This window comes from Streptomyces sannanensis, assembly GCF_039536205.1.
GTDB lineage: Bacteria > Actinomycetota > Actinomycetes > Streptomycetales > Streptomycetaceae > Streptomyces > Streptomyces sannanensis.
Genome location: NZ_BAAAYL010000001.1, coordinates 146,962 through 172,981 on the forward strand (window position 1 = coordinate 146,962; position 26,020 = coordinate 172,981).

General features: G+C 69.4%; 18 protein-coding genes and 2 pseudogenes. 9 read left to right on the top strand and 11 right to left on the bottom strand.

Going from position 1 to position 26,020, the window contains the following annotated elements; genetic code table 11:
- Nucleotides 1-90: 90 nt before the first annotated feature.
- Both ABD858_RS00740 and ABD858_RS00745 read right to left on the bottom strand, forming a co-directional pair.
- Entirely contained in the window at nucleotides 91-858 is a 768-nt protein-coding gene (locus ABD858_RS00740; protein WP_345033742.1) for an SDR family NAD(P)-dependent oxidoreductase, read from the bottom strand.
- 376 nt (nucleotides 859-1,234) lie between these two features.
- On the bottom strand, nucleotides 1,235-1,549 hold the full coding sequence (locus ABD858_RS00745; protein ID WP_345033743.1) for a maleylpyruvate isomerase N-terminal domain-containing protein: 315 nt from the start codon (nucleotides 1,547-1,549) through the stop codon (nucleotides 1,235-1,237).
- 379 nt (nucleotides 1,550-1,928) lie between these two features.
- Here ABD858_RS00745 and ABD858_RS00750 point away from each other — a divergent pair, with 379 nt between their 5' ends.
- The 4 genes from ABD858_RS00750 (at nucleotide 1,929) to ABD858_RS00765 (ending at nucleotide 7,481) form a co-directional block, all read left to right on the top strand.
- Nucleotides 1,929-4,718, top strand: a complete 2,790-nt coding sequence (locus ABD858_RS00750; RefSeq protein WP_345033744.1) for a helix-turn-helix transcriptional regulator — start codon at nucleotides 1,929-1,931, stop codon at nucleotides 4,716-4,718.
- A gap of 109 nt (nucleotides 4,719-4,827) precedes the next feature.
- Nucleotides 4,828-5,520, top strand: coding sequence for an alpha/beta fold hydrolase (locus ABD858_RS00755; protein ID WP_345033746.1), 693 nt, complete (start codon nucleotides 4,828-4,830; stop codon nucleotides 5,518-5,520).
- Between the two features lie 421 nt (nucleotides 5,521-5,941).
- Complete coding sequence (locus ABD858_RS00760; protein WP_345033747.1) at nucleotides 5,942-6,112, top strand: hypothetical protein; 171 nt, start codon at nucleotides 5,942-5,944, stop codon at nucleotides 6,110-6,112.
- Between the two features lie 109 nt (nucleotides 6,113-6,221).
- Nucleotides 6,222-7,481 (top strand): RICIN domain-containing protein, encoded by a 1,260-nt coding sequence (locus ABD858_RS00765; RefSeq protein ID WP_345033748.1) that lies wholly within the window; start codon nucleotides 6,222-6,224, stop codon nucleotides 7,479-7,481.
- Between the two features lie 888 nt (nucleotides 7,482-8,369).
- On the opposite strand, the gene ABD858_RS00770 is transcribed toward ABD858_RS00765, so the two are convergent.
- The 3 genes and pseudogenes from ABD858_RS00770 to ABD858_RS00780 all read right to left on the bottom strand — a co-directional run bounded on the left by ABD858_RS00770 (nucleotide 8,370) and on the right by ABD858_RS00780 (nucleotide 12,181).
- On the bottom strand, nucleotides 8,370-9,605 hold the full coding sequence (locus tag ABD858_RS00770; protein WP_345033749.1) for a C40 family peptidase: 1,236 nt from the start codon (nucleotides 9,603-9,605) through the stop codon (nucleotides 8,370-8,372).
- A 441-nt stretch (nucleotides 9,606-10,046) separates the two neighbouring features.
- Nucleotides 10,047-11,070: pseudogene (locus ABD858_RS00775) on the bottom strand (RNA-guided endonuclease InsQ/TnpB family protein); the annotation flags it as partial.
- Between the two features lie 703 nt (nucleotides 11,071-11,773).
- Nucleotides 11,774-12,181, bottom strand: coding sequence for a hypothetical protein (locus ABD858_RS00780; protein ID WP_345033751.1), 408 nt, complete (start codon nucleotides 12,179-12,181; stop codon nucleotides 11,774-11,776).
- Between ABD858_RS00780 and ABD858_RS00785 the strand changes: the two genes are divergently transcribed.
- From ABD858_RS00785 to ABD858_RS00800, 4 genes are all read left to right on the top strand, one after another.
- Nucleotides 12,180-13,109 (top strand): phosphotransferase family protein, encoded by a 930-nt coding sequence (locus tag ABD858_RS00785; RefSeq protein WP_345033752.1) that lies wholly within the window; start codon nucleotides 12,180-12,182, stop codon nucleotides 13,107-13,109. The genes ABD858_RS00780 and ABD858_RS00785 overlap by 2 nt on opposite strands.
- A 71-nt stretch (nucleotides 13,110-13,180) precedes the next feature.
- Complete coding sequence (locus ABD858_RS00790) at nucleotides 13,181-14,209, top strand: phosphopantetheine-binding protein (RefSeq protein ID WP_345033753.1); 1,029 nt, start codon at nucleotides 13,181-13,183, stop codon at nucleotides 14,207-14,209.
- A gap of 783 nt (nucleotides 14,210-14,992) precedes the next feature.
- Nucleotides 14,993-16,627, top strand: a complete 1,635-nt coding sequence (gene abc-f / locus ABD858_RS00795; protein WP_345033755.1) for a ribosomal protection-like ABC-F family protein — start codon at nucleotides 14,993-14,995, stop codon at nucleotides 16,625-16,627.
- A gap of 80 nt (nucleotides 16,628-16,707) precedes the next feature.
- A complete protein-coding gene (locus tag ABD858_RS00800; protein ID WP_345033757.1) occupies nucleotides 16,708-18,348 on the top strand; it encodes an ABC-F family ATP-binding cassette domain-containing protein in 1,641 nt (546 codons plus the stop codon).
- A 323-nt stretch (nucleotides 18,349-18,671) separates the two neighbouring features.
- On the opposite strand, the gene ABD858_RS00805 is transcribed toward ABD858_RS00800, so the two are convergent.
- The 3 genes from ABD858_RS00805 to ABD858_RS00815 form a co-directional block, all read right to left on the bottom strand.
- On the bottom strand, nucleotides 18,672-19,541 hold the full coding sequence (locus ABD858_RS00805; protein ID WP_345033759.1) for a geranyl diphosphate 2-C-methyltransferase: 870 nt from the start codon (nucleotides 19,539-19,541) through the stop codon (nucleotides 18,672-18,674).
- 15 nt (nucleotides 19,542-19,556) lie between these two features.
- A complete protein-coding gene (locus ABD858_RS00810; RefSeq protein WP_345033760.1) occupies nucleotides 19,557-20,855 on the bottom strand; it encodes a family 2 encapsulin nanocompartment cargo protein terpene cyclase in 1,299 nt (432 codons plus the stop codon).
- A 318-nt stretch (nucleotides 20,856-21,173) separates the two neighbouring features.
- A complete protein-coding gene (locus ABD858_RS00815; protein ID WP_345033761.1) occupies nucleotides 21,174-22,586 on the bottom strand; it encodes a family 2B encapsulin nanocompartment shell protein in 1,413 nt (470 codons plus the stop codon).
- 752 nt (nucleotides 22,587-23,338) lie between these two features.
- On the opposite strand from ABD858_RS00815, the gene ABD858_RS00820 reads away from it, so the two are divergent.
- On the top strand, nucleotides 23,339-24,544 hold the full coding sequence (locus ABD858_RS00820; RefSeq protein WP_345033763.1) for an ISAs1 family transposase: 1,206 nt from the start codon (nucleotides 23,339-23,341) through the stop codon (nucleotides 24,542-24,544).
- Here ABD858_RS00820 and ABD858_RS36660 read toward each other — a convergent pair.
- From ABD858_RS36660 to ABD858_RS00830, 3 genes and pseudogenes are all read right to left on the bottom strand, one after another.
- Nucleotides 24,444-24,848: a M23 family metallopeptidase gene (locus ABD858_RS36660; RefSeq protein WP_425586298.1), complete on the bottom strand. Its 405-nt coding sequence runs from the start codon at nucleotides 24,846-24,848 to the stop codon at nucleotides 24,444-24,446. The two genes, ABD858_RS00820 and ABD858_RS36660, sit on opposite strands and share 101 nt — an antisense overlap.
- A gap of 51 nt (nucleotides 24,849-24,899) precedes the next feature.
- Nucleotides 24,900-25,142, bottom strand: a pseudogene (locus ABD858_RS00825) (peptidoglycan-binding protein); the annotation flags it as partial.
- 12 nt (nucleotides 25,143-25,154) lie between these two features.
- Nucleotides 25,155-25,829, bottom strand: a complete 675-nt coding sequence (locus ABD858_RS00830; protein ID WP_345033764.1) for a transglycosylase SLT domain-containing protein — start codon at nucleotides 25,827-25,829, stop codon at nucleotides 25,155-25,157.
- Nucleotides 25,830-26,020 lie beyond the last annotated feature (191 nt).

The following is a 26,020-nucleotide window of genomic DNA, read 5'->3' on the forward strand; positions in this document are numbered from 1 at the left end:
GCAACAACAGTCGGCTCATGTGCGACAACAGTCGGCCCATGTGACGGAATCGGCATACTCAACTGGCCGACCTACCAGCGACCTCGCGGTTCACGAGCTCGGGAACAGGGGCCCGCCCGCCATGAGGCCGCCGTCGACAAGGAGGATGTGCCCGGTGATGTAGCTCGCCTTGTCCGAACCCAGGAACTGGACGGCCTCGGCGATCTCCTCCGGGGTGCCTGCCCGGTGCATGGGCAGCACCGAATCGACCGCGGCACGACCCGTGTCGTCGCCGGTGAACCGCTCGTACATAGCGGTCTGGGTGTAGCCGGGCGCAACCGCGTTGACCCGGATACCGTGAGCGGCGCCTTCGAGTGCGGCCGCCTTGGTGATGCCGACGACGGCATGCTTGCTCCCGGCGTACAAGGTTGCCCCGGGATAACCCATCAGGCCGAAGGTGGAGCTGACGTTGACGATGCTGCCGCCGCCCTGTTCCCTCATGACCCGGAACTCATGCTTCAGGCACAGCAGCGTTCCCTTGACGTTGGTATCGAAGGTGGCCTGGTAAGCCTCGTCGGTCACCTCGGTGACAGGGCCGGGGGTTCCCTCGGTGCCGGCGTTGTTGAAGGCGACATCGATCCGCCCGAACCGCACGACCGCACGGTCGAAGAGGTCCTTCACATCGGCGTCGAAGCGGACATCGGCACGCACGAACTCGGCCGGGGCGCCGAGGTCGGCCAGTTCCCTGGCAAGCTGCCCACCCACGTCCTCGTGGCGGCCGGAGACCACAAGGTTTGCGCCTTGCCGGGCGTAAGCGAAGGCGGTGGCGCGGCCGATACCGGTGAGCGCGCCCGTGATGAGGACGACGGGATCAGGCACGTCGAGAGTCCTTCCTTCAACCACCCAGGTGAACGACGGGTCGGAACCCGCACGACACCGGGTTCCTCTTCGGGCCGGGACCTATCCCCCGGCGCACCCGCAAGGAAGGTGTCCCAGCCGGACGACAGCCGCATCGGACCCGACCGCTGCATCCGTCGAACGGCGGCACTCGATGACCCGTATGACGGACGCCAACCGGGAAAGACAAAATCCGGCGTCGGCCAGGTGTGACCCCGCCCCACCCACGGCCAACAACCCAATCAGTAGTTGGCGACCCGCAGGCGGTCACGCGGGCAGCGCACACTTCGGCCATGGTGTGCAGGGGATACGTTCCCAAGTCGAGGTACGGCGCCTGCGTGGAGGCATACGGCTCGTTCTACAACGTGTCGAAAACCGACAGGGCTTCAGCAGACTGACGTGTGAAGTCCTCAAGCACGTCGTCGGGAGTCCAATCGGCCCTCTCGGTCGCGTGCACGTCGTTGAGCCACTCAATGCCGAGGTCGGTGTCCAGTTCACCCCTGACCGCAGACATCAGGATGCTCAGCAAATCAGCCATATGAGTGGCGACGTACTTGACTGACCAGCCGGTGGCGGCGCTCGGGGCAGCCCATTCGTCGCCGCTCAGAGAGCGGAGAACCATCCGGACATCGTCGATGGTCGCCCGCAGGCCGACCATGCCTTCCGGACTCATCTCATCCACTCCTCTGGCCCGAGCAGCATATGCACGCGGATAGCTGCGTCCATGCTCCTGCCGAAGCAGTCGGGCTGTGGCGTAAGACGGCGCTCCGGCGCGGGTGCCCGCCGGGCCGGTTGATCTCGTGGAGGAGCCCATGATGTGCGCCGCCGAAGTCGCTATGTCCGTATTGGAGGAAGCACAGCGATCGCCGCACCGACGGTGCTGACTGCGGTGGGGCTTCCGAGGTCGGCCGTCGCGTTCCATGCTGGAGTCGGCGTACGGGGGACGCCTACAGCGGAGACCGCACAGCGAATGTGCCCTGCTTTGTGATCGAACCTGTTCTCCCCCACAAGCACATGTCTGCCGCCGACGACGATCGCCAAGGGGTGTGGGGATGGACCACCGCAGCACCGATTGCACCGCGCCTCCCGCGAAGCATGCCCGCGTCGCGGGGCACGCACTGGTCGGCCGCGAGGCCGAGATGGAGCTGTTCGGTGCCTTTCTGACCGGCGTTCCACGCATGGGCGGGTCGCTGGTGGTGCTCGGCGAGCCGGGCGTCGGCAAGACGGCGCTGCTGGCCGCCGTCGCCCAGGAGGCCGAGTCCGCGGGGATGCAGGTGCTGCACGCGACGGGCGTGCAGTACCGGGCGCAGACCAGCTACGGCGCACTGCGGCAGTTGCTGACGTCGGTGCCCGAAAGCCGGGCGGCAGTGGCGGATCTGCCCGCCCTCGCCGCGGCCCTGGACTTCAAGCGGGGCAGGGCACCCGGGCAGGACGCGGTTGCCGAGGCCGTCGTCACTCTGGTAGCGGAGCTGTCCCGCAAACAGCCGGTGCTGCTGGTCCTGGACGACGCGCAGTGGCTGGACCGGGCCAGTGCCGCCATCCTGGGCCGGGTGGTGCGCCGGCTCCCGAACTCCGGTGCGGGCACGCTGTGCTCGGTCCGGCTTGGCGACGAGAGCTTCTTCGACCACAGCGGGCTTCCGCTGCACGAGCTGGGGCCACTCAGCGAGGCCGCGTCCGAGGAACTGCTCAGTCGGCGCTTCCCGGCGCTGGCCCCGCGCGTGCGCCGCCGGCTGATGGCTGACGCCGAGGGCAATCCGCTGGCGCTCCTGGAGCTTCCCGCCGCCCTCACCGACTCACAGCGCACCGCGTCCCACGCCCTGCCCAAACGCATTCCGCTGACCCAGCGCCTGCAGGCGACGTTCGCCTCCCGGATCACGGGCTTACCCGCGCCCACCCGGCACCTGCTGCTCGTGGCGGCGCTGGAGGGCAGCGGCAACCTGCTGATCGTGCGCCGGGCAGTGGAAGGACGGTGCGGCCTGAAGCACTTGGCCCCCGCAGAGCGACTCCGGCTCGTCCATGTCGACGACGCCACCGGGCGGCTGGCGTTCCGGCACTCGCTCATGCGCTCCGCGGTGGTGGACCTGTCCACCAGCGACCAGCGCCGCAGCGCCCACCGGGCGCTCGCAGAGGCCTGGACCGGCGTCCTCGAACAGCGGGCCTGGCACCTGGCCCAGGCCGCGGTCGAGCCCGACGAGCAGATCGCCGCCCTGCTCGAAGACGCCGCCGGCGTCAGCGCCCGGCGCGGCGACGGGCCCAATGCGGTGGCAGCGCTCGTACGCGCTGCCGCACTGAGTCCGGCGGCCGCCGAACAGGCCCGGCGGCTGGCCCAGGCGGCGTACCTCGGCACGATCCTCACCGGCGGGGTACGCGACGTGCCCCGCCTGCTGGACGATGCCCGCCAGGCCGCCCCGGACGGCGCGTCCCTGGCCGGCGCGGTGGCCACCGCGCTGTACCTGCTCAACAGCTACGGCGACGTCGACACCGCCCACCGTCTGCTGTCCGGCGCGATCGCCCTCCAGCCCGAACCGTACGACCCGGCCGACGGGACCGTGCTCGAAGCACTGTCCACCTTGCTGATCGTGTGCGTCTACGGAGCCAGAAGGGATCTGTGGGCCGGATACGACGCGGCGGCGGCGAAGTGCACCGCCGTCCCGGACACCCTGCGGCTGTTACGGGCCACCTTCGCCGACCCGGCCCGCGCTCTCCCGTCGGACTGGGCCGCTCTCGACGCCGCCGTCGAAGCACTGCCCGGCACCTCCGACCCGGTCCGGATCGTACGGATCGGCACCGCCGGCGCGTACGCGGACCGCCTTGGCGCCGTGGACGAGCCGCTGCGGCGCACCGCGCGGGGCGGCCGTACCGGGGAGAACAACTTCCCCGCCATCCAGGCCTCGTTCCTGTGGGGCAGCCACGCCTGGTTCACCGGCCAGTGGGCTGAACTGCGCCAGGTGGTCGGCGACGGGCTGGCACTGTGCGAGGAGTACCACTATCCGCTGCGCTCCTGGACCGGGAAGTTCGTGCTCGCCTGCGTGGCCGCGGCCTGCGGGGACTTCCCCACCGCCCGCGCGTTCGCCGATCAGATGGACCAGTGGGGCGGATCCCGCCGCGCCCACGCCATCACCTGCTATGCCGCGCACGCCAAGACGCTCATCGCCCTGTCCCAGGGGGATTTCGACGAGGCGTACCACCAGACGTGCCGGATCACCCCGGCCGGCACCCTGGCGCCGTTCACCGGACACGCCCTGTGGTCGTTCCTCGACCTGGCGGAGGCGGCGGTGCGAACCGGCCGGCGGGACAAGGCCCTTGAACATGTCCGGGCGGCCGGGGACGCCGGTCTCGACGCCGTGTCACCGCGCCTGCGCATGGTCCTGGGTGCATGCGCCGCCCTGGCGGCGGAGGACGACAGCGAAGCATCCCGGGGGTTCGGCGAGGCGCTGGCCGTCGAGGGCGGCGAGCGGTGGCCCTTCGACCACGCCCGCATCCGCCTGCTCCACGGTGAGCGCCTGCGGCGCGGACAGGCCCCGGCCCGGGCCCGCCGCCACCTGCGCGCGGCCGCTGAGGTCTTCCGGCGGCTGGGCGCCGAGCCCTGGTCCGCCCGGGCCGAGCAGGAACTGCGCGCCTGCGGCAGCCCGGTGCGCGCCCTCCCCGGAAAGGCCCTGACCCCTCAGCAGCGGGAGATCGTGGCCCTGGCCGCGGCCGGCCTGTCCAACAAGCAGATCGCCGAGAAGCTCTTCCTGTCCCCGCGCACCGTCTCCACCCACCTCTACCAGGCGTTCCCCAAACTGGGCGTGACCTCACGGGCGGGCCTGCGTGACGCACTGGAGAAGCTGCACCGCTCTTGACGTAACAGCCTCGGAAATAAGTCATTTGACGGAGGCGACGGCATCGGTGGCGTTCCTACAGTGCTCGGCACGGGCCGCGATTCCCGGCCCGGACAAACCGGGAGGAACGATGAGCGACAGCGCACCGCGCGGGAGTGTCGTGCTCGTCCACGGAGGATTCGTGGACGGTTCGGGATGGCAGGGGGTGTACGAGGCCCTGAAGGGCGACGGCTACACCGTGGCCGTCGTGCAGAACCCCACCCTCTCGCTGGACGGCGACGTGGCCGTCACCCGGCAGGTCATCGACGCCCAGCCGGGACCGGTGACCCTGGTCGGCCACTCCTACGGCGGAGTGGTGATCACCGAGGCCGGCAACCATGAGAAGGTGACGGCGCTGGCCTACATCGCCGCGTTCGCGCCCGACAAGGGCGAGTCGGTCAACTCCCTGATCGCCGACCCGCCGCCCGGCGCTGCGGTCCCGCCGATCCTGCCGCCGAACGAGGGCTTCCTGCTCCTGGACCGCGACAAGTTCGCCGACTCCTTCGCCGGCGACCTGCGGCCCGCCCAGGCCGAGTTCATGGCCGACTCGCAGCTCCCCTGGGGCGTGGACGCGGCCGGCGGAGCGGTTTCCACCCCGGCCTGGCGCACCAAACCCGCCTGGTACCTGGTGGCCACCGACGACCGCATGATCCCACCCCCGGCTCAGCGCGCCATGGCCGAGCGGATCGGCGCGCAGACCGTGGAGGTGGCCGCCAGCCACGCCGTCTACGTCTCCCAGCCCGCCACCGTCGCCAACTTGATCAAGCAGGCCGCCACCGGCTGACCACATCCGAAGACCGCACCCCGGCAGCGTCCGCCGCCCGCCCAAGGGCCGGGCGGCGGGCGCTGAACGTCCCGCGGCCACTGGCCCCGGCACGCCGTCCCCGGACCCGCCGGCCCCGGTCCGCCGCGGCGCCGCAGCCGCCGCACACCCGCCGCAGGCAACCCGAACGTCAAGGCCCTGGTCTACACCGCCTCCTTCGGTCCCCCAACGTCGGGGACGAAGCTCGACAAGCTCATCGGCCGCTACCCCGACGGCGCCACGGGGACCGGCCCCTACACTCAGGCCGACCGGCTGCGCGACGTCTTCGCCGCCGACCTGTCCAAGAGGGAGACCCAACTGGTGGCCGCTGAGCAACGGCCTTCAGCGCCTCCGCCTTCGCCTTCGCGACCAATGAGGCCGGCGCACCATTCCCTCCTGGAGCGTGGTCGCCGGCGTCGACAAGGCGATTCCGGCGGCTGTCGAGCGGTGGGATTACCAGCGGGCCGGCGCGCGCCGCGTGGTCGAGGTCCGCGGCGCATCCCACGTCGTGATGATCGGTCACCCGGACGTCGTCGAACTCCTCATGGAGGAAGCCGCAGCCGCCACCCGCTGAGCCCCGTGCCGGTATCCGCGTGAACACAGTCGTGTGCCGGCGGCGTCGGAAATCGCCGGCACACGACTTACACACAGTCAACCAATCAAGCTCAAGGAGTCTTCGTCCCATGCTCTTACTGCGCCGCCTGACCGCCGCACTCTTCACGCTCGCCTGCCTGTGCGGCCTGCTGGCCACCGGCGGCACCGCGCACGCGGCCAACCCGGAAACCAACCGCGTCGCCACCTGGAACATGCAGGTCGGCCGCGACCGCTGGCAGGGCGCGGCGGCCATCGCCCAGGACAACACCGTGCTCGCCCTCCAGGAGGTGCCGAACGAACCGCCGGCCGGAGCGCGCTACATCGGCACCATCGGCAACACCATCGACCACTACGAGTGGACCATCGCCCGCGGGGTGACCCGGCAGCTCTACATCCTGTACACAACGTCGCGGAACCTGGCGATCGCCACGGCGTGGGCCCCGGGCGAGGTGGTGGAGATCGAGGGCATGTACCGCCCGGCGCTGATGGTCACCCGCCCCACCGACGACGTCGCGTTCGCGTCCATCCACGCCGCGTCCGGCAACGGGTTCGACGTACGCCCGCTCGTCCAGGACGTCGCCGACGAAGCCAACGGCCGCGGGCTCAACCACTGGGCCGTCCTCGGCGACTTCAACCTCACTCCGGACCGGGCACGTCTGCTCGGCCTCCCCGCGGACGCCCGCATCTACAACAGCGGCCAGGCCACCCAGCAGAGCGGCAACGAACTCGACTACATGATCAGCAACGTGGACACCGAGGACTGGCAGGCCACCGTCGGGGACAACCGCGGCAGCGACCACTGGCCGGTCTACTTCTCCGCGCTGCGGGCCGGCGCCCTGCCGCCCGAGCTGACCATCCACGCCGACAACAGCGACCGCCTGCTGGACGTCTTCCAGGGCAACGACACCAACGGCACGCACGTGATCCAGTACCACGCCAACGGAGCGGTCAACCAGCGCTGGCGCCTCCAGGCCATCGGCACCTCGGCCTCAACCGGGCACATGATGTACCGGATCATGAGCAGTGACAGCGGCAAGTGCCTCGACGTCAACCGCGGACAGCAGTCCGGCTGGGGCGACTACCTCAACATCTGGGACTGCCACGACATCGACGGGGTCCCCGGCTCCGGCGGCAACCAGCGCGACACCCAGAACTTCACCCTGGAGCACCCGGACTCGCGGATGCCGAACCTGACGCTGTTGAGGAACAACGCCACCGGGCTGTACGCGAACATCCGCAACAACGACCGGGGCGACGGCGCATGGGTCATCCAGTGGCCCGACCAGTTCGGGAGGTTCCCCGCCCCGAACGAGAGCTTCTATCTCCACCCGGTCATCGCCAACCAGTAATGAGCGTGAGCGAGGAAGGCCCGGCTGCCGCGTGACCATCGCGGGCAGACCGAAGTCAAGGTGCTCACCGGAGGAGCCCAAATCGAGGCGGCCGGGCGCATGGTGCAAGGCCGGGCAGCCAGGTCCTGGGCTTCGGTCTCATCGATGGGGTCCGGAACCAGAGGGGCTCAGGTCGGCTCATTCCGTTTCACAGCGAGCAGTGAGGTGGTGAACAGGGCTTCGAACTCGGGGTGTTGTCACGGTTCGTGTCACCAGAGGCAAAGTCGTCAGACAGCCGTCAGGCTGCTCCGCTGCACCGGCCGGCGGCACCTGCAGCAACCATGTGCCGCCTGGGGCGTGCGAATGCTCGGCTTCGCAGCGTTCGGGTTGAGGTTTGTGTACCACCAGCAGACGAAGAACCTGCTGGTGTCGTACTCGCCGAAGAAGCCCGGCTTCTTCCAGAAGCCGAAAAAGAGGCGCCTGACCTGGGCTTTTGCCCCTCAGGCGCCTTCCGCTCGACCTGCTCCGAGCAGAGCCCGGTTTACGCCGTAACTCCCAGCACCCCCCACCACTATCCCGCCTGACCAGCACTTCCGGACCAGTCACGGACCAGAACTCCGACTCACTCCAAGAGCCACACCCTGGCTGACGCGGTCCCACTCCTGCATGGACTGATCAATGAGGCGGTTGTCCTGCTCCCGTACAGATCGCCAAGTCCCTGTTCCCACATGTTCGTTGGTGCATCGCTGATCACATGGGCGCACTGCCCGGAGCGCTGCCACTCCATGCGGTGCGGTCACATGCTGGTGGGACGACCCGTCAAAGACCGTCCCACACTCCCTTGCGCCCCGCTACACTCTCCACTCCCGATCCGTTGACCAGCGGGAATGGAGAAGTCCGGCTGGTGTACTAGCAGTCGGGTATGGTCACGCCGCTGTTGTCCTTGGCCACGTCATTGCCCCACCGCGACAGGTGGAACGCCGACACCCACTGACCGCCGGGGCCCACGTCCGGATCCGTCTTCAGCCACCAGTGGTTGTAGCTGCTGCCGCTCGACACCTCACGGCCCCACGCCTTGCAGAAGACGTAGTTCGTCCCCTGGTACAGCGTCCCCGTGCTGGTGGTGGAGGTCGGGGAGCCGTACACCGGCGCGTTGGCGAAGGTGTCCACCCAGTACTTGCCGGTGGCGGGCGGGGCGCCGCCGCCCTGGCAGTCGGGTATGGTCACGCCGCTGTTGTCCTTGGCCACGTCATTGCCCCACCGCGACAGGTGGAACGCCGACACCCACTGACCGCCGGGGCCCACGTCCGGATCCGTCTTCAGCCACCAGTGGTTGTAGCTGCTGCCGCTCGACACCTCACGGCCCCACGCCTTGCAGAAGACGTAGTTCGTCCCCTGGTACAGCGTCCCCGTGCTGGTGGTGGAGGTCGGGGAGCCGTACACCGGCGCGTTGGCGAAGGTGTCCACCCAGTACTGGCCGCCGCCCGACGGGGGCGGGGTCGGGGTCGGGGTCGGCTCCGGGGAGGAGTCGCCGGGTCCGTACAGCCGGATGGCGCCGTAGTAGTCGCCGTGCGAGGAGAGCGCCGCCACCTGGACGTAGCCGCCGGAGTAGGGGGCCTCGACGATCCAGCCCTGCCCGAGGTACATCGCAACGTGGTGGATGGTGGAGGCGGTGTTGCCGAAGAACACCAGGTCGCCGGGGAGCAGCGGTGCGGTTCCGTCCGCTCTGTAGTAGCGGGCAACCGCCCGGGAGGACGGCCACTGGGTCCGCGAGGTGCCGTTGATGACGTCCTCGCCGACCGCCAGCTTGTAGGCGTAGCGGACCATGCCGGAGCAGTCCAGGCCGCGGACGTTGCAGTCGTAGGGTGCACCGTTGGAGGCGTCGCAGATCCCGTACGTCGGGCCGGGCTGCGCGCCGTGGCCGCCGCCCCACGAGTACGGGGTGCCGATCAGCCCGCAGGCGGAGCGGACGGCGGCGGTCGCCTGCGGCGCCGCACCGGTGGAGAGCACCTCGCAGGCGGGCGCCGCCTGGGCCGCTCCGGCGCCGGCGAAGAACACTCCGACCGACACCAGCAGCGACAGCAGGGCCGCCCACCGCAGCGGGGCAACCGGCCACCGCGACAGAAAGTTTACGCGCGTAGTCACAGCCGCGCATCCTTCCCGCAGCGCTGACTATGAGTCAATGGTTGCGCCGCACAGACCTGATCGCGCGTTGGCCGCCGACCACACCTCGCATGTCCGTCCTGCTCACCGCCCGAAACCTACGGCGGCCGGCGTTGGATCGTCTACGACGAAGCCTGGCGCCTGATGCGCCGGTGCCCGACACTCCGGGCCTGTACCGACTGTCCCTCTCCCAGCGCGACGGGACGCGCCGAACCCGCCAAGCCGTCCTGGACCTGCGCCGCGGCCGACCGGACCCTGATCTTCCTGGCCGCCCTCCGCCGGGCCCTGCGCCCGCTCGACGCGCCCCTGGTCTTCTTCCAACGACAGGGTGATCGTGGACTGTCGGACGGCGGCGGCCCCGGCCGTGGGGGCGGCCTCGACCGAGGCCGTCGCCCTCGCCGAGGGCGACGGCTCCCGTCAGGAGGCGGTGTCGGCGGGGGCGTGGAACAGTTCCGCCACGGTGGCGGCGATCGTGCCCGTGGCGATGAACGCCCCCAGCTGGGCGAACGACCAGCTGTGGAGGGTGGCCCGTTGGGGCTTGCGAAGCCGTACCCGCTCGCGGATGCCCGTCAGGTCCTCCAGGGCGATCCCGCGACCGGTGCTCCCCCAAGCTCTCAACTTCGTTCGAGCAGGGGGGTACCCCCATCGCCTCGGCCACCACATGTTTCGCGATCTTGTGGTTGATGTCCTTCGCCCGCCGCGCCTCCTTGCGCCCGCGCTTGTTCAGCCGCCGTTTCGCGGACGGGGTGTTCTTCTTCTGCAGCTTGGCCCGCAGCTTCCGCTCCCGGACCCGGCTGCGGTTGAGCTCGCGCCCGGCCATGATCTCGCCGTCACTGGTGGTGGCGATGTTCACGATGCCCAGGTCGATGCCGAGGAAGTCCACCGGATCGCTGTCCGGCGGCGGTTCGGGGACCTCGCAGGTGGCGTTGAGGAACCACATGCCGTCCCGGCAGACAAGATCGGACTCACCCCTGCGGTACAGGGCCAACGTGGCCAGCTGCTCCGGGCCGGCGGTGAACGCCACGTCCTTCACTCGCCCGGCCACGGTCCAGATCGAGACCCGCCGCCCGGCGATCTGCCAGGACAGCATCCGGTCGTCGTACGGCTGCGCACCCTCCGGCCGGAAAACGATCGGCTCGCCGGTGGCCTTCCGGTAACGCTTCGATCCGGGCCTGCCCAGGTTCCCGGCCTTCAGGTTCGCTCTCAGCACCGCGTATGCGTCGCACGTCTTCTTGATCACGTGCTGCGCGGCCTGCGCACCCAGGCCCCACCGCGCCTTGATCTCGCCGTAGGTGTGCTCGCGCAGCGCGAAGTTACGCTTCACGTCTTTGTCGAACGCCACCCGGCTGGCCCAGGTCGCCGCCTCGTTGCAGGCGCGCAGGGTCGCCTCAAGGGCCGTCGCCTGCACCGGCGTTGGCAGCAGCTTCACCTGCACCACCAGCTTCACCCGGCCAGGCTAACGCCCAGCATCGACCTATGTCATCGAAATAGGAAACACCGGTCCATCAGGGGACGAAGCATCGCATACACCCGGCATGCACACTCGGCCCTCACCCCGAAGTGCCCACGCGGCGTCTTCACGGACGAGATCCTCACGCGCTGCGACGAGACCATGCGGGACGCCTGCACCGACTTCGGGACAGACACCCGGCCGCTCCGCGGCCGAAACCCGGCAGCGACACTGCGGCGCTCCGCGCCGCAGTCGCAAGGATGCGATTCCTCCCGGGCGTGAACGCCGGGGTTCCTCGCAAAATCACGCTGAAGGTCGACATGGCAAAGCCGCCCCTCCCCGGGGATCGCGCCCGCCCATCCCGGTCAGAGGTTCAGGCCGGCCGCCACGCCCTGCCGTCGAGCACACGATTGATCCGGCCCTGCCCGTCCGCCCCCGTCAGCCCCTTGGCCTCCAGGATCCGGCGGAGCCAGGTCAGGGCCGCCTCGACGTCGGCCGCCCCGAGTTCGGGAGTCGAGCGCGACCAGCTCGCGCTGGGCCCGCGCGATGAGCTCCAGTCGGTCGGGGTCCTGCCGGCGGGAGGGGGAGCTCGCGGCGACCCGCAGGCAACCGCGGACCACGTCCGCGTGGTCGGCCGGTCCGACCGACAGTGCCTCCCGCAACTCCGTCACCTCGGGGTACTGGGCGACAGACAACCCGGTCACGTTCTTGGTCGTCTTCTCCAGCAGGAAGCGCAGCACGTGGCCGGGCCCACCTTCAGGGCCCCGCCCACCCCCTCGGCGACCAGCCGACGCTGGACGTCGAGCCAGCGCACCGGGGCAACGAGCTGTTCGGCCAGCAGGTCCCGGGACCCGTCGCCGCCGGGGTGCGGCTCGGCGGTCACGGTCGAGAGCACGGGCACCGAGGGTGCGACGATGTCGAAAGGTTTCAGCAACGCCGTCATCTCATCGGCGGCGGCCCGCATCAACTCGCTGTGGTACGGACCCTCCATGCCCAGCGGGTAGACCACCGCGCCCCGCGCCTCCAACTCCTTCGCCGTCGTGAGCAGGTCGCCCCGCGCGTGAAGATCTTTACGTACGCGTCGCCTTCGCTCTACCGTAGCGGCCATGCTCCCTGCCGTGGACACAGATGAACAGTGGGACAAAGTCATCCCCGACGACGAGGCTCTGCGACCCGGGGTGGAAGATCTCTGCGCCCGCCTCGGCTTCGCCGATGTCCACCCCATTCGATACCCCGATGGCTCGGAGCCGGTCTACGCGATCGGTGACCGGCACGTCCTCAAACTCTTCCCCCGGATGTGGCTCCAGGACGCTCTCACGGAAAACAGGGTCCTGGGGTATATCCAAGGGCGCCTGCCGATCCCCGTGCCGGAATTGCTGGAATTCGGCGAGTACGAAAACGGGTGGCACTACGTCCTGATGTCGCAGCTTCCGGGTGAGGGCCTCGCCACGGCCTGGCCAAGGATTCCGAAAGCCGACCGGGACCGCATCGTCACCGAGGTCGGGGAGGCCCTGGCCGTCCTGCACTCACTCGACCCCGAGCCCCTCACCGATGTCCTGGGGCCCGAGAACTGGGGCGCCGCCCTGGCGGACCGCCGCGCCCGAGCCGTCGAGCGGCAGCGCGAACGCGGCCTGCCGGAGCACTGGTTGGAGCAGATCCCGGACTTTCTGGATGCCGTCCCGCTCGCCGCGGACCCGCCCCGCTCCCTGCTGCACACCGAGGTCATGCGGCAGCACCTGATCGTCGATCCCGACGGCTGGCGGCTGACCGGGCTCATCGACTTCGAACCGGCCATGATCGGGGATCGCGCCTACGACTTCGTCGGCATCGGCCTGTACGTCTCCTGCGGCGATCCGCGCCTGCTGGGAAGAATCATGAAGGCCTACGGGCACGAGTTCGACCCGCGTGAACTCCTCGCCCACACGCTGCTGCACGTCTACAGCAACCTGCCGAGGTATTTCAAGGACCTTCCCGAACCGCCCGAGCCCACCCTCGACTCGCTCGCCGAGACGTGGTTCGGCATCACCCGGGCGTGATCCACCTCCCTGCCCGGCCCCCGCGCCCCTGCGCCGGCGGCCGGGCCCGGGATCCCGGACGAGCACCGGACGTGACCTTCGAAGGCGGTACGACCGTCTGGTACTGGGAGGCTCCCGACACTCCCCGGCCCGAGGACCGTCGGCTGCTCAGCGAGGAGGAACGGGCCCGGTCGGCCGGCATGACGTCCCGTCGCGCCGCCGAGTTCGTCACCAGCCGGGCGGCCGTCCGGTCCATCCTCGCGGAGCGGTTGGGCGTCCCGCCCGGCCACGTCGTCCTGGGCCGGCGGGCGTGCCCCGGCTGCGGGGGGACGGACCACGGACCGCCCACGATCGTCCACCCCGACACACCGCTGAGGATCAGCGTGTCCCACACCGTCGGCCGCGGGGCCCTCGCTCTCGGCAACCGACCCGTCGGCGTGGATGTGGAGCAGCACCGCACGGTCGAGCTCCCGCAGCTCGCCTGGACGGTCCTCTCCCCCGGGGAATGCCGGTGGCTGGACGAACTCCCGGACGACCGCGCCCGCCTCCTCGGCTTCTTCCGGTGCTGGACGCGCAAGGAGGCCGCCCTGAAGGCAATCGGCGTCGGCATCGTCGGCGACCTGCGGGCCTGGCACAGTCACCCGGACCGGGGCGACGACATCGTGATGGACTCCGCCGCGGCCGGCAGCACCACGGGCGCGTGGCGGGTACGGGACCTGAACGTGGGCCCGCACTGGTCCGCCGCCGTCAGCGGGCCCGCCGACGCCTCCGGCCCGCTCCACATCCGCCTCTGGGCCCGGCGGCCTCTCCTCACCCACGCACCCTCGAGAACAGGCCAACGGATGACCACGATCCACGACGGGAACGGAATCACCGGCGACAGGGACGTCCTCGGCTCCGTTCTCCTCTTCTGGCAGGAACTCCTCGGCGTACCGGAGATCCACCCCGACGACGACTTCTTCGACCTGGGCGGCACCTCACTCCGCGCCGTGCGATTCGTCCTGCGGGCCCGCCGGGAGTTCGGCATCGACCTGGCCGCCACATCCCTGGCCAACGCCGGCACAGCCCGCCAGTGCGCGGAAGTAATAAAATCCCTCCTCCCCCACTCCCCCACCCCCTGACTCGCTTGAGCTGCCGGACTGCTCGACCTGCTCGGGTTGTTCGGTCGACTCCACGCCGATCCGGTGGCTCATCGACTGGGTGTCGAGGTCGCCGTTGGCGTGGACGGCGCGGAGTTTGAGGACGGCTTCGGCGCCGGTAAGGCCCCAGGTAGCGGACGCAGGCGTCGACGCTCTCACATTTCGTGCCGGTGAGCCGGACGGCCGCGGCCCTGGTGGTCATGTCCCCCGGGCCGCATCGGGCAGGTGGGTGGAGTCGGGATCGAGGGCCAGGCCGGCGACACCCGCCATCAGGGGCGCTTCCGTTCGGCGTGTTGCTCGCCTTCTTCGCCTGCGCAGCCAAGGTCACCGCCTTGCTCGGGGGTGCGGCGGGGAGGGCGGCCGGAGCGCCCGGATGACTGGCTATGAAGCCGTCACCTCCGTTACGCATCAACGGCGTTGACATGAGCTCCGCATCGCCCTGCTCACGGCTCGGCGGCCAGCCGGACCGGCCCGCCGTGTTCGCGCGTGAGCGGCTCGTCCTGCAGGTTCAGGGCATCGGGGAGCCGGTCATTTTCCCGTTCGAACGCGTCCTGTGGTTGAATTGGCAGCGACGTCTGATCGTTTGTTGAGGAGCCCAGACATGGTGGTGGACGACGACATCTCCGGGTGATACCCGGACCCGACAGGCCACCGGCCGGTGCGCGGAAGCGCCGCCGCCGTGGTCTCGCTGTCGTTCCCTCTTCCCACCTGTCTGCCGCCGGGGCAGAAGTGTCATCCCTGCCCCCTCTCCATGAGGTCACCTCCATGTCCGGCGTTTCCGTCGTTTGCTCGAACCTGTCCTTCACCTGGCCCGACGACACTCCCGTCTTCCAGGACCTGTCCTTCACCGTCAGCTCCGGCCGCACCGGCCTCGTCGCACCCAACGGCACCGGCAAGAGCACGTTGCTCGAGCTCATCGCCGGGGCACTGCTGCCCGATAGCGGGGCGGTCTCCGTGACGGGCACTCTCGGCTACCTCCGGCAGAGCCTCCCCCTGACCGGTGATCTCACCGTCGCCGAGGTGCTGGGCGTCGCCCCGATCATCCAGGCCATCGACGCCGTGGAGTCCGGGGACGTCGACGAGAAGCACTTCACCACCATCGGCGACGACTGGGACATCGAGGAACGCACCCGCGCCCAGTTGGACCGCCTCGGATTGACCGACCTCACCCTGGACCGCAGTCTGAGCACCCTCAGCGGCGGCCAGGTCATCTCCCTCGGTCTCGCCGCCCAGTTGCTGAAGCGACCCGACGTGCTGCTGCTCGACGAGCCCACCAACAACCTCGACCTCGACGCCCGGCACAAGCTCTACGACGTGCTGGAGGACTTCAACGGCTGCCTGATCCTGGTGAGCCACGACCGCGCCCTGCTCGACCGCATGGAACGCATCGCCGAACTCGACCGCAGCGAACTCCGCTTCTACGGCGGCAACTTCACCGAGTACGAGGAGGCCGTGCGAGCCGAGCAGGAGGTCGCCGAGAAGAACGTCCGCAACGCCGAGCAGGAGCTGAAGCGGGAGAAGCGGGAGATGCAGATGGCTCGCGAACGTGCCGAACGCCGGCAGAGCAACGCCGCCCGCAACCTGAAGAACGCCGGTCTGCCCCGCATCTTCGCCGGCAACATGAAGCGGGGCGCACAGGAGTCCGCGGGACGGGCCGGCCAGATGCACGCCGGCCGGGTCAGCGAGGCGAAGGCCCGGCTGGACGAGGCCGGGCGTGCACTGCGCGAGGAGCAGCGCATCATGCTGGACCTGCCGGACACCAACGTGCCCGCCGGACGCAACCTGTTCCTCGGCGAGCAGCTCCGCGTCCGGCTCGGCGACAAGGACGTGTTCGCCGGTCAGGGTGTCGACCTGGCTATCCGGGGCCCGGAACGCATCGCGCTGACCGGTCCCAACGGTGCAGGGAAGAGCACCTTGCTGCGTCTGCTCAACGGCGACCTGGCTCCGGAGGGCGGCGGGATCAAGCGGGCCGACGGGCGCATCGCCTATCTCTCGCAGCGCCTCGACCTGCTGGACCTGGACCGCACGGTCGCCGAGAACTTCGCCGAGTACGCCCCGAAGCGGCCGGAGGCCGAGCGGATGAACCTGCTCGCCCGTTTCCTCTTCCGGGGTGCCCGCGCCCACCTGCCCGTCGGGGTGCTCTCCGGCGGCGAGCGGCTGCGCGCCACCCTGGCCTGCGTACTGTGCGCGGAACCGGCCCCGCACCTGCTACTCCTGGACGAGCCGACGAACAACCTCGACCTGGTCAGCGCGGGCCAGCTGGAGAGTGCCCTGAACTCCTACCAGGGCGCCTTCATGGTGGTCAGCCACGACGAGCGGTTCCTCCGCGAGATCGGTGTGAACCGGTGGCTGCGGCTGGCCCACGGCGTGCTGAAGGAGACGGGGGCCCCTGAGGTGTGAGCCGCCGCCGTGTCGACCTGGCCCGCGTCCGAGGCGTGCCGCCCGGCGGGCCGAGTACCGATCACGTTGGGAGTATTCCCATGCCTCAGCCTGCCCTGCAGGCCCACGACCTCGTCCGCGTCCACGGCGCCCGGAGGGTGCTCGCCGGCGTCTCCCTGGCTGCCTCCCCCGGGCACTGTATCGGGCTGATCGGCGAGAACGGAGTCGGCAAGTCGACCCTGCTGCGGCTGCTGGCCGGGACGGACGAGCCCGATGGAGGAAGCGTCACCCGGCCTCCCGACCTGGGCTTCCTGCAGCAGGAGATGCCGTACGACACCGACGCGACGATCGGCGACGTACTCGACGACGCCCTGCTCGAGGCCCGGGAGGACCTCACCGAGCTGGAACGCCTCGCCGAGCAGCTCGCTCGGACCGCGCAGGACGCGCCCGAGTACGCGGCATTGCTCGAGTCGTACGGTGCCCGCCTCGAACTGGCCCAGGCTCGGGATGCCTGGGACGCCGACCGGCGCGCCGCGCTCGTGCTCGACGGCCTCGGCCTCGGCGCGTTCGATCACGACCGCACGCTCGGGTCACTGTCCGGCGGGCAGCGCGGCCGGCTGGCGTTGGCCGCGCTTCTGGTCCGACGGCCTTCCGCGCTGCTGCTCGACGAACCGACCAACCACCTCGACGACGGCGCCGCCGCCTTCGTCGAGGAGCAGGTGCGCGGCCTGCCCGGGGTCGTCGTGGTGGCCAGCCACGACCGGGCCTTTCTGGACGCCGTGTGCACGGATCTGATCGACCTGGACCCCGCCATCGACGGCCCTGTGCGCTACGGCGGCAACTACAGCGCCTACCTGGCCGAGAAACGTGCCGAGCGACAGCGCTGGGAACGGCGCTGGGCCGAGGAGCAGGAGGAGCTGGCGGCGCTACGGGTATCGGCCGGGGTCACCGCGCACCGCGTGGCGCCCGACCGGGGGCCGCGCGACAACGAGAAGATGGGCTACGGCCACCGTGCCGGCCGGGTGCAGAACCAGATCGCCCGGCGGGTGCGCAGCGCCACCCGCAGGCTGGAGGAGCTGGAGCGCTCCCAGGTGTGGGAGCCGCCGAAGCCGCTGCGGTTCCAGAGCACGGCGCTGGCCGCACCCACGGCAGACGAAGACGTTCCCCTGGTCTCCCTGGAGGGCGTACGCGTGCCGGGCCGCCTCCCGTCGGTGAGCGCGGAGGTGTCGGCGACCGACCGTCTGCTGGTCACCGGCGGGAACGGGGCCGGAAAGTCGACCCTGCTGGCCGTGCTCACCGGGCGACTCACGCCCGACGGCGAGGTGCGGCGCCGGCACGGGCTCACGGTGGGGCTGCTCGCCCAGGACACCGTCTTCGACCGGCCGGACCGGACCGTCCGGGACACCTATGAGCTGGCGCTGGGCGTGGAACGGGCCGAGGCGGTGCCACTGGCCTCGCTGGGCCTGATGCACGAGGCGGACCTGGACAAGCCGGTCGGGCAGCTCTCGGTCGGGCAGCGCCGACGGCTCGCGCTGGCGCTGCTGGTGGCGCGCCCGCCACAGCTGCTGCTGCTTGACGAGCCCACCAACCATCTGTCCCCACGCCTGTGCGACGAGCTGGAGGCGGCACTTGGCAGTGGCCCCGGCGCGATCGTGCTGGCCAGCCACGACCGCTGGCTGCGGCAACGCTGGCAGGGACGCGAGCTCCGGCTCGGCTCCGGAATCGATGTCGCACAGCGGTAGATCAGCGCGCCGCGAGCCCTGATTAACTACCCTGCTGGTTCAAGTTAGTTGTGTCAGTCACCCCGGGTCCTGATCACATGGACCCGAAGGAGTGCGGCACCGTCCAAGTGCTGACCGGCGGTAAGGGAGGGGGCGTGGAGTCAGCCACGACGATGGTCGGTCGGGAGAGCGAGCAAGCGCAGCTGTCTGCGTTCCTGAACGCTGCAGTGGGGCAGGCCCTCGTCCTTCGGGGACGACTTCTGACTGTCTTCGCGGTCGGCGTACCGCTCGGAGCTGGGCCGGGCCCGTCGGAGACGGACCCGGCCCATGCAGTCGGCGGGCGGTCAGACGCGGTCGGCTGCGATCAGGAGGTACTGGAAGGAGCCGTCCTTGTAGGAGTTGATGAACGCCTCCTCGATGCCTGTGACCAGGGAGGATGTGGCCCGCAGCTCCCAGTAGGGCAGGGTCTCGGGAGTGAGGTCGATGACGGCCTGTGGGACGAGGCGGTTGTCGGCCATCGCACGCAGGTACTCCCGGCGGGAGTGGATGTTGCACTCGAAGTGCGCGTTGATCTGGGAGACCCACTTCGAGGGCTGGCCGTAACGCGGGTTCCAGCAGCCCGTGATGGTCACGTAACGGCCGCCGGCGGCGAGGATGCGGGAGTGCTCGGCGAAGAGGTCGTGCAGGTCGACGTACATGCTCGACTCGTTGTTCCACGAGGCCGCGGCCTGCCCGGTCTCGAAGGGCGTGCCGAGCATGTTGCAGACGCGGGCGTGGACGTGGTCCTCGATGCCGAGTTCGCGGGCACGCCGGTTGGCGAAGTCGGCCTGCTTGGCCGACAGGGTGACACCCTCGACCTTGCATCCGAAACGCTGGTGGGCCATGACCATCGAGCCGCCGCGGCCGCAGCCGGCGTCCACGAGAGTGTCGTCGCGTCCGATGGTGCCGAGGTGGTCCAGGAGGACTTCGGTCTGCGCCGACTCCAGGCGGTGGAGCTCGGCGATCAGCTTCTTCTCGTACTCGCTGTCGCCGGCGTCCCCGAGGGCGGCGCGGTCGATGTCACCGATGCCGTAGTGGTGGTGGTAGAGGCCGTCCACGTCGCCGAGACGCAGGTTCACGGGCCTGGCCTCGTGGTCCCAGTAACGGGCGATGTCACCCTGGTAGGGCGTCACCGGGGCGGGGATGAACGGGGTGGTGTTGACGTTGCTGGTCACGGATAGATCCCATCCTTACCAAAAGTCGGGCAGGTTGTAGCGATAGGTGTTGGTCATGTGCCAGTAGTGGTTGCCGTCGGCCCACACGGCCACGCCCCGCAGGAAGCGCAGCACGGTCGGGACGGGGCAGGCAGCGGCCAGCTCGGCAGCCGCGGCCTCGAAATCGTGCATGAGGTCGTTGTGGACCTCGACCGCCTTCAGGTAGGCCTCGCGGTCGGAGAGGCCCTCGCGTTCGGCGAGCACCACCGGCAGGTTCAGGTGCTTGCCGGGGCCGGCGAGTTCCTTGGTGTACGAGTACAGGTCGTTGACGATGGTGGTGGCGTTACCGGCGAGCGCGATGACCCGCTGTATGGCGGGCTGGGCGTGCAGGTCCGCCGGCAGTTCGTAGCCGCCGACCGTGTCGGTGATGGTCGGGCAGGGCCGGAAGTTGTTGAACTGGCGCATCGCCAGGTACTCCCACACCTCGGGGACATGGTCCGTCTCGGCCCAAGCGGCCTCGGCGAGGTACCCCATGTGCAGACGGGCCATGTCGTGCCGGTACCGGTCGGCCTGGGAGGGGGTGGCATCCCGGAGGAAGTACTCCATAGCCGAGCGGTAGGCGCGGCGCGGAGCGTCCGAGTGGAGCGAGTCCGCCCACCCCGGCTGGTACTCCTTCGTCGTATGGAGGGCGTCGAGAGCGGTGTGCGCCAGCAGCAGGCGTCCGCCGAGGCCGATCGGCGAGCCTCCGTGGTCCTCGCAGTAGCAGTCGTCGACCACGTTCTCGGCGACCATCAGCCGCGTGGCGAGCATCAGGTGATCGACGGTGGGAGCGTCCGGATGGCAGGCGACCATGTAGCGGCCCACGGAGAAGCCGTCGAACTGGTCCTCCCACTCCGGGGGGTAGAGCTCGACCTCGTCCACGGCCCATGTCTTGATCCGGCGGCTGACCTCGGCCACCCGCACGGGGTCGGGCTCCGGGACCGGGTGGTAGTAGAGGCCCGGGATCGGGTCGCCTTCCGTCGGAGCCGTCGGCGGCGCCGGAGGCTCCTGCAGGTCCTCGCGCCGGACGAGGTGCAGGCTCGCCGTGCCCAGACCACTGGGGCCGCGCAGGATCCGTTCCAGGGCGGGGCTCGGTGTCCCCACCTCGACGGCGGGGACACCGACCGAGGGCGGGGCGGGCGCGGAGGGCGCAGGCAACGGGCCGCCGGTGGCGGCCTCGACACCGCGGCCCTGGGCGGCGAGTTGGGCGGCAGCGTTGCCGAGGACATGGGCCCCGAAGTGCGCCGCGGCCTCAGGCAGGCTCGACTGCAGGGGGGAAAGCCCGGGATCGGGCATCCGTAGCTCCTTGGTGGGTGGGTGGGCTGTCCCGCTTCCCGGGCACGCTCGGCCGGCCCGGAAAGGTCCGGACTGTCGTAGCCGTCGGGGAGGGCAGATCCTCTAGTACTGCAACCGCACTCGCGCTATCGCCGCAGGTCAAGCGCGGTACACCGCCCGCCCGCATGTGACGAGCCATCAGCCACTTGGAGCGTTGACCTGCCGGTTCGCGGTTCGACCGAATGCGGGAACCGGAATCCTCCACTGACGCATCGCCAGTGGAAGAACTCCGCTGCACCCGCCCTGACCTGCGGTGACGCAATGAGTGCGGTTGCAGTACTAGTCGTGTCTGCGGGCGATCTGCACGTTCTCCAACACGCCAAGCGCGTCAGGCACAAGGATGGCGGCGGAGTAGTAGGTGGTGACGAGGTAGGAGATGATCGCCCGATCGTCGATACCCATGAAGCGCACCGACAGGCCTGGTTCGTACTCCTCCGGCAGACCGGTCTGGCGCAGACCGATGACACCCTGGTTCTCCTCACCGGTGCGCATGGCGAGGATCGAGCTGGTGTTCTCCTTACTGATGGGGATCTTGTTGCAGGGCAGGATCGGAACCCCGCGCCAGGCCGGGACCTGCTGCCCGCCGACGTCGACATGGTCCGGGTAGAGCCCGCGGGCATTGAGCTCGCGTCCGATTGCCGCAATCGTCCTGGGGTGAGCGAGGAAGAACTTGGTGCTGCGGCGCCGGCACAGCAGCTCGTCGAGGTCGTCCGGGGTAGGCGGGCCGGAGTGGGGCTGGATCCGCTGCTTGAAGGCGGCATTGTGGAGCAGGCCGAACTCCCGGTTGTTGACCAGCTCGTGCTCCTGGCGCTCGCGCAACGCCTCGATGGTCAGCCTGAGCTGCTCCTCGGTCTGGTTCATCGGCCCGTTGTAGAGGTCGGCGACCCTCGTGTGGATCCGCAGGACGGTCTGCGCGATGGAGAGTTCGTACTCGCGCGGGTTGACTTCGTAGTCGACGAAGGCGCCGGGCAGCTCGGCCTCGCCGGTGTGGCCGGCCGACATCGCGATCTCGGCCTCGCCGTGACGGTTCTGCCGCTGCTGGGGAAGCGAACTGAACTGCCGGATGTGGGCCTGGAGGTGCGGCGCAGCGGACAGCACGGCGGCGAAGTCGGCGCGGGACAGGGTGAGCAAGGTGCCGGCGGTCTCGGCGGTGGCGGTGTGGTCCCACTGGGCGTCCGGGTCCAACAGGGCGTTTTCACCGAACAGCTCGCCGTCGGCGAGTACGGCAACCGCGATCTCGTCGCCGTACCGGCCGACGGAGGTCTGGCGGATCCGGCCGTGGGCGATCAGATGGATCTGCTCGGCGGGGGCACCGCGCTCGACCAGCACTTCGCCGGCACGGAAGTCGCGCTGAGCGCACCGACCGGCGATCGCGGTCAGCACCTCCACGTCCTCGAAGCCGCGTAGCAGGGCCAGTTCGCCGAGCTCACGGGGGATCACCCGGACGTCGGCACCGTCCTGAACGAACTCGATGCGCCCGTCGCCGACGGTGTAGCTCAGCCGACGGTTCACCCGGTAGGTGCCGCCCTTGGTCTCCACCCAGGGGAGCATCCGCAGCAGCCAGCGAGAGGTGATCTCCTGCATCTGCGGGGCGGACTTGGACGTGGTGGCAAGGTTGCGGGCAGCCACCGTACCCAGGCTGGTCTGCCGCTGCGGTTCTAACTGCGCATCCGGGCTGGTGTCCAGGTTCATCGGGAAATCTCTCCTTGATCAGGGCAGTGACCGGCATACGTGCACGTCACCGGCGAAAGGAAAGGGTGCATATCGGGAATCCGTCGAGATCCCGGAGAAACAGTAACGACGGTGCCCCCCAGTCGCCCCCGAGAAGCCGTTGGGATTGACCCGATACGGTGATCTCGCCCCCCACAGGGTTTGCCCGGGTGCCCGACGGTTTTCGGACGTGGTCGGCAGCTCGCCGGGGGCGCGGCTCGGTCTCCCACCGCCTTCCCTCCTCAGCGCCCGGGCCCAATGGGTCCGGCCGGGAGGTGAACGCGCATGCCGCAAGGAAAAGACCGTCGTCGTCTCCGCGGTCGGGGCCGGCCTCGGGCATCAGGTGGCCGCCGTCGTGGCGGGACGGCGGGCACTCCGTCCTCGGCGCCCGGACAGAGACGAATCTCGGCGCGCTGCGGATGACCTGGGCCTGCGGAACGGCAGCAGAGGCTGCGCGGGCGCGGGGAAGCCGCGATGGAGAGAGTGAAGACGGCTACCAGTTGGGAGCTACGTCAGCCCCGAAGCCACCACCGGCAGGGCGCTTCTCGAAGTGCAGATGGGGACCGGTGGCATTCCCGGTCAGGGGCATTGCGTGATTGGGATTGGTCCGATTCGCCGGTCTCATGAGCGACGTGGCGTCATGTCCGTTGTGCGGCAAGGGGCCCGGGAGAGCGGAGCAGGCACGGTGCTGGTGATCATGTGGTTGTCGAGACCCATGAGAACCGAGCGAGACCGTGCCTGCCCGAACATCATCGCCCATCCCTTCCGCACTGGAGCAACTGGGCTCCCCGACTGATCCCCTCACCTCAAGCGATGTCGCTGACCTGCGGCGTTTCCTGATCCTGGTCGCCGATCCCCGCGATGCACGAGGACTGCGGTATCCGGCCCTCGCGTTGCTGTGCGCGGCCGTCTCGGCGGTGCTGACAGGGGCTCGCTCGCTCATCGCTATCAGCGAGTGGATCACGGATGCCCCGCAGCATGTGCTGGGCGTCCTCGGCTTCGCTGCCGATCCACTTACTGGTCTGCGGCCGGTGCCGCACGCCGCAACCGTGCGCCGCCTGCTGCAGCGTGTGGACGGTGACGCGCTGGACGCGGCGATCAGCGCGTATCTGCAGGCCAGAACGCCGCCCCCGGTGGAGCCGGAGGCGGAGCAAGGGCCGGTGCGACGGGTGATCGCGGTCGACGGCAAGGTGGTCCGCGGATCGCGAACCGCAACGGCCGCGGCGATCCAGCTGCTGGCGGCGATGGACCACCACGGCGTGGTCCTGGCCCAGCGGCAGGTCGCTTCCAAGAGCAACGAGATCCCCTCCTTCGCGCCGTTGCTGGACGGTCTCGGGCTGGAGAACACGGTGGTGACCGCCGACGCCCTGCACACCCAGCACGACCACGGGGCCTATCTGACCAGTCGCGGCGCGCACTACGTGGCCGTCGTGAAGAAGAACCATCCGGGCCTGTACGCCCAGGTCAGGAAGCTGCCCTGGCGTGACATCCCACTCGGGCACCGCACTCGCGACCACGCCCACCACCGCGACGAGATCCGCCGGCTCAAGGTCGCCGGGTTCAGCCACCTCGACTACCCCGGCGCCCGCCAGGCAATCCAAGTCGTACGGTGGCGGCGCGACTTGAGCACCGGGAAGCTGACCATCGAGCGCGTCTACCTGATCACCAGCCTGAGCGTTTTCGACGCCACCTGCACCGAGTTCGCCACCTGGATCAGAGGCCACTGGGGTATCGAGAACCTCCTGCACCACGTGCGGGACCGCACGTTCCGCGAGGACGACTCCAAGGTCCGCACCGGCACCCTGCCCCGCGCCATGGCCTCCTTGCGCAACCTCGCCATCAGCGTCTTCCGCCAGGACGGCCAGACCAACATCGCCGCCGCCCTCCGCCACACCGGCCGCGACTACCACCGGCCCCTACGAGCCCTCGGTCTCGCGTGACGAACCCAGACAGATCTCGATCATGCAATGACCCTGCATTCCCGGTGGAGCCCACTTTCCCGATCTTCTGCCCGGCCCGCACGGAACCACTGGTGACGTGCCGGGCTGAGAGGTGGCAGTACCAGTAGTCGAATCCGTCGGCGCGCAGCACGAGGAACTTGCCGAAACTCACGTCGATTCCGGTGCGGGCTATGGAACCACTGCGTGCCGCGATGCACGGTCTGCCCTCTTGGGCGGCGTAGTCTGCGCCGGTGTGGTAGCCCAGGCTCCAATGCGGCCCCCTCTTGCGGTAAGCGGTCGTCACCCCGTGCCCTGGAACGGGAGAGGAGACGCGGCGTCCGCCAGCATTTGTCGCCGGTACGTGCAGTCGATCCCAGGACTGCTTGCCGGGCGTGCCGTTGGCGTCACTGCCTGAGAACCCGAGCTTGCGCTGCCACGCGGCATACGACTGGCGGTCGGCGTCGGTCCACTCAGGGCCGGGCCCCGTCCGGTATCTCCCGCATCCTTCAGCGACGAGGCGCTTCCCCATCGAGGTGATAATCGGACTGCGTTGACCTTGGTGGAAGAATGCCACTCCAGGGAATGGCTCATCCGAAGGCATTGTTCCTCCTCAGTAGCCTGCGGGTGGGAGGGCCGGATTGGCCTGCTGGACCCGCGAGATGTCCCCGTACCTGCTCCAGATGTAGTTGATTGCCGCCGCAATATTCGCGACCGGGTCATAGATCTGGTTGGATGTGCCTTCCTCGTGGTGCTCGGCGAACGTGCCGGGAATTACCTGCGCATAGCCACGGGAGCAGTTGAGTTTTGCACCGTCCGGCTGAACCGGGCCGTTGGCATTCACGTCGTTCTTGTTGACCGCGTTGGGCCTGAAACCTGATTCCCGGTTTATCAGGGTGATCAGATTCGCGCCATTGCTGACCCCGGTGACCCAGGCCCTCGGGGCGCCGGTCTTGTCGCACGCCTGCTCCGCAAATGCGCGAGCCGTAGGTTTGTCGATGATGATCCCGGAGTTCCTCGAGAACCCGACCGAGCTCTTGGCGATGCCCCCCGGCTCTCGGCAGTCCACGCTGAATCCTGCTTTGTTTCCCAGCTTTGTGAGAGAGACACAGCCGGGGAATCCGTCCGCAGCCGATCTGGTGAATCCCAGATTGCGCTGCCACGCGGCGTAGGCGGCCTTGGTCTGTTCGCCGAAGAACCCCGTGGCTCCGACAGGGATAATGAACCCCGCAGCGATCAGTGCGTTCTGAATGGCCCTCACGTCGTCGTTGCTCTTGCCGAACCGCACGTTACAAAGGGCAACCATCGTGCCTCCTCATACGGAATTGGAGGCCGGTTCGGGTAGGGCTGCAGACGCAGCGCCGCCCCCGAGTAACGTTCTGCGCGCTCCAAGTCCCCAGCGCGGCCCCATGCTCCTGTATCCACCATGCGTCGGCTGGACCACCCCGGCAAACGGAGTGGTTTACTGCCAGGTAACCG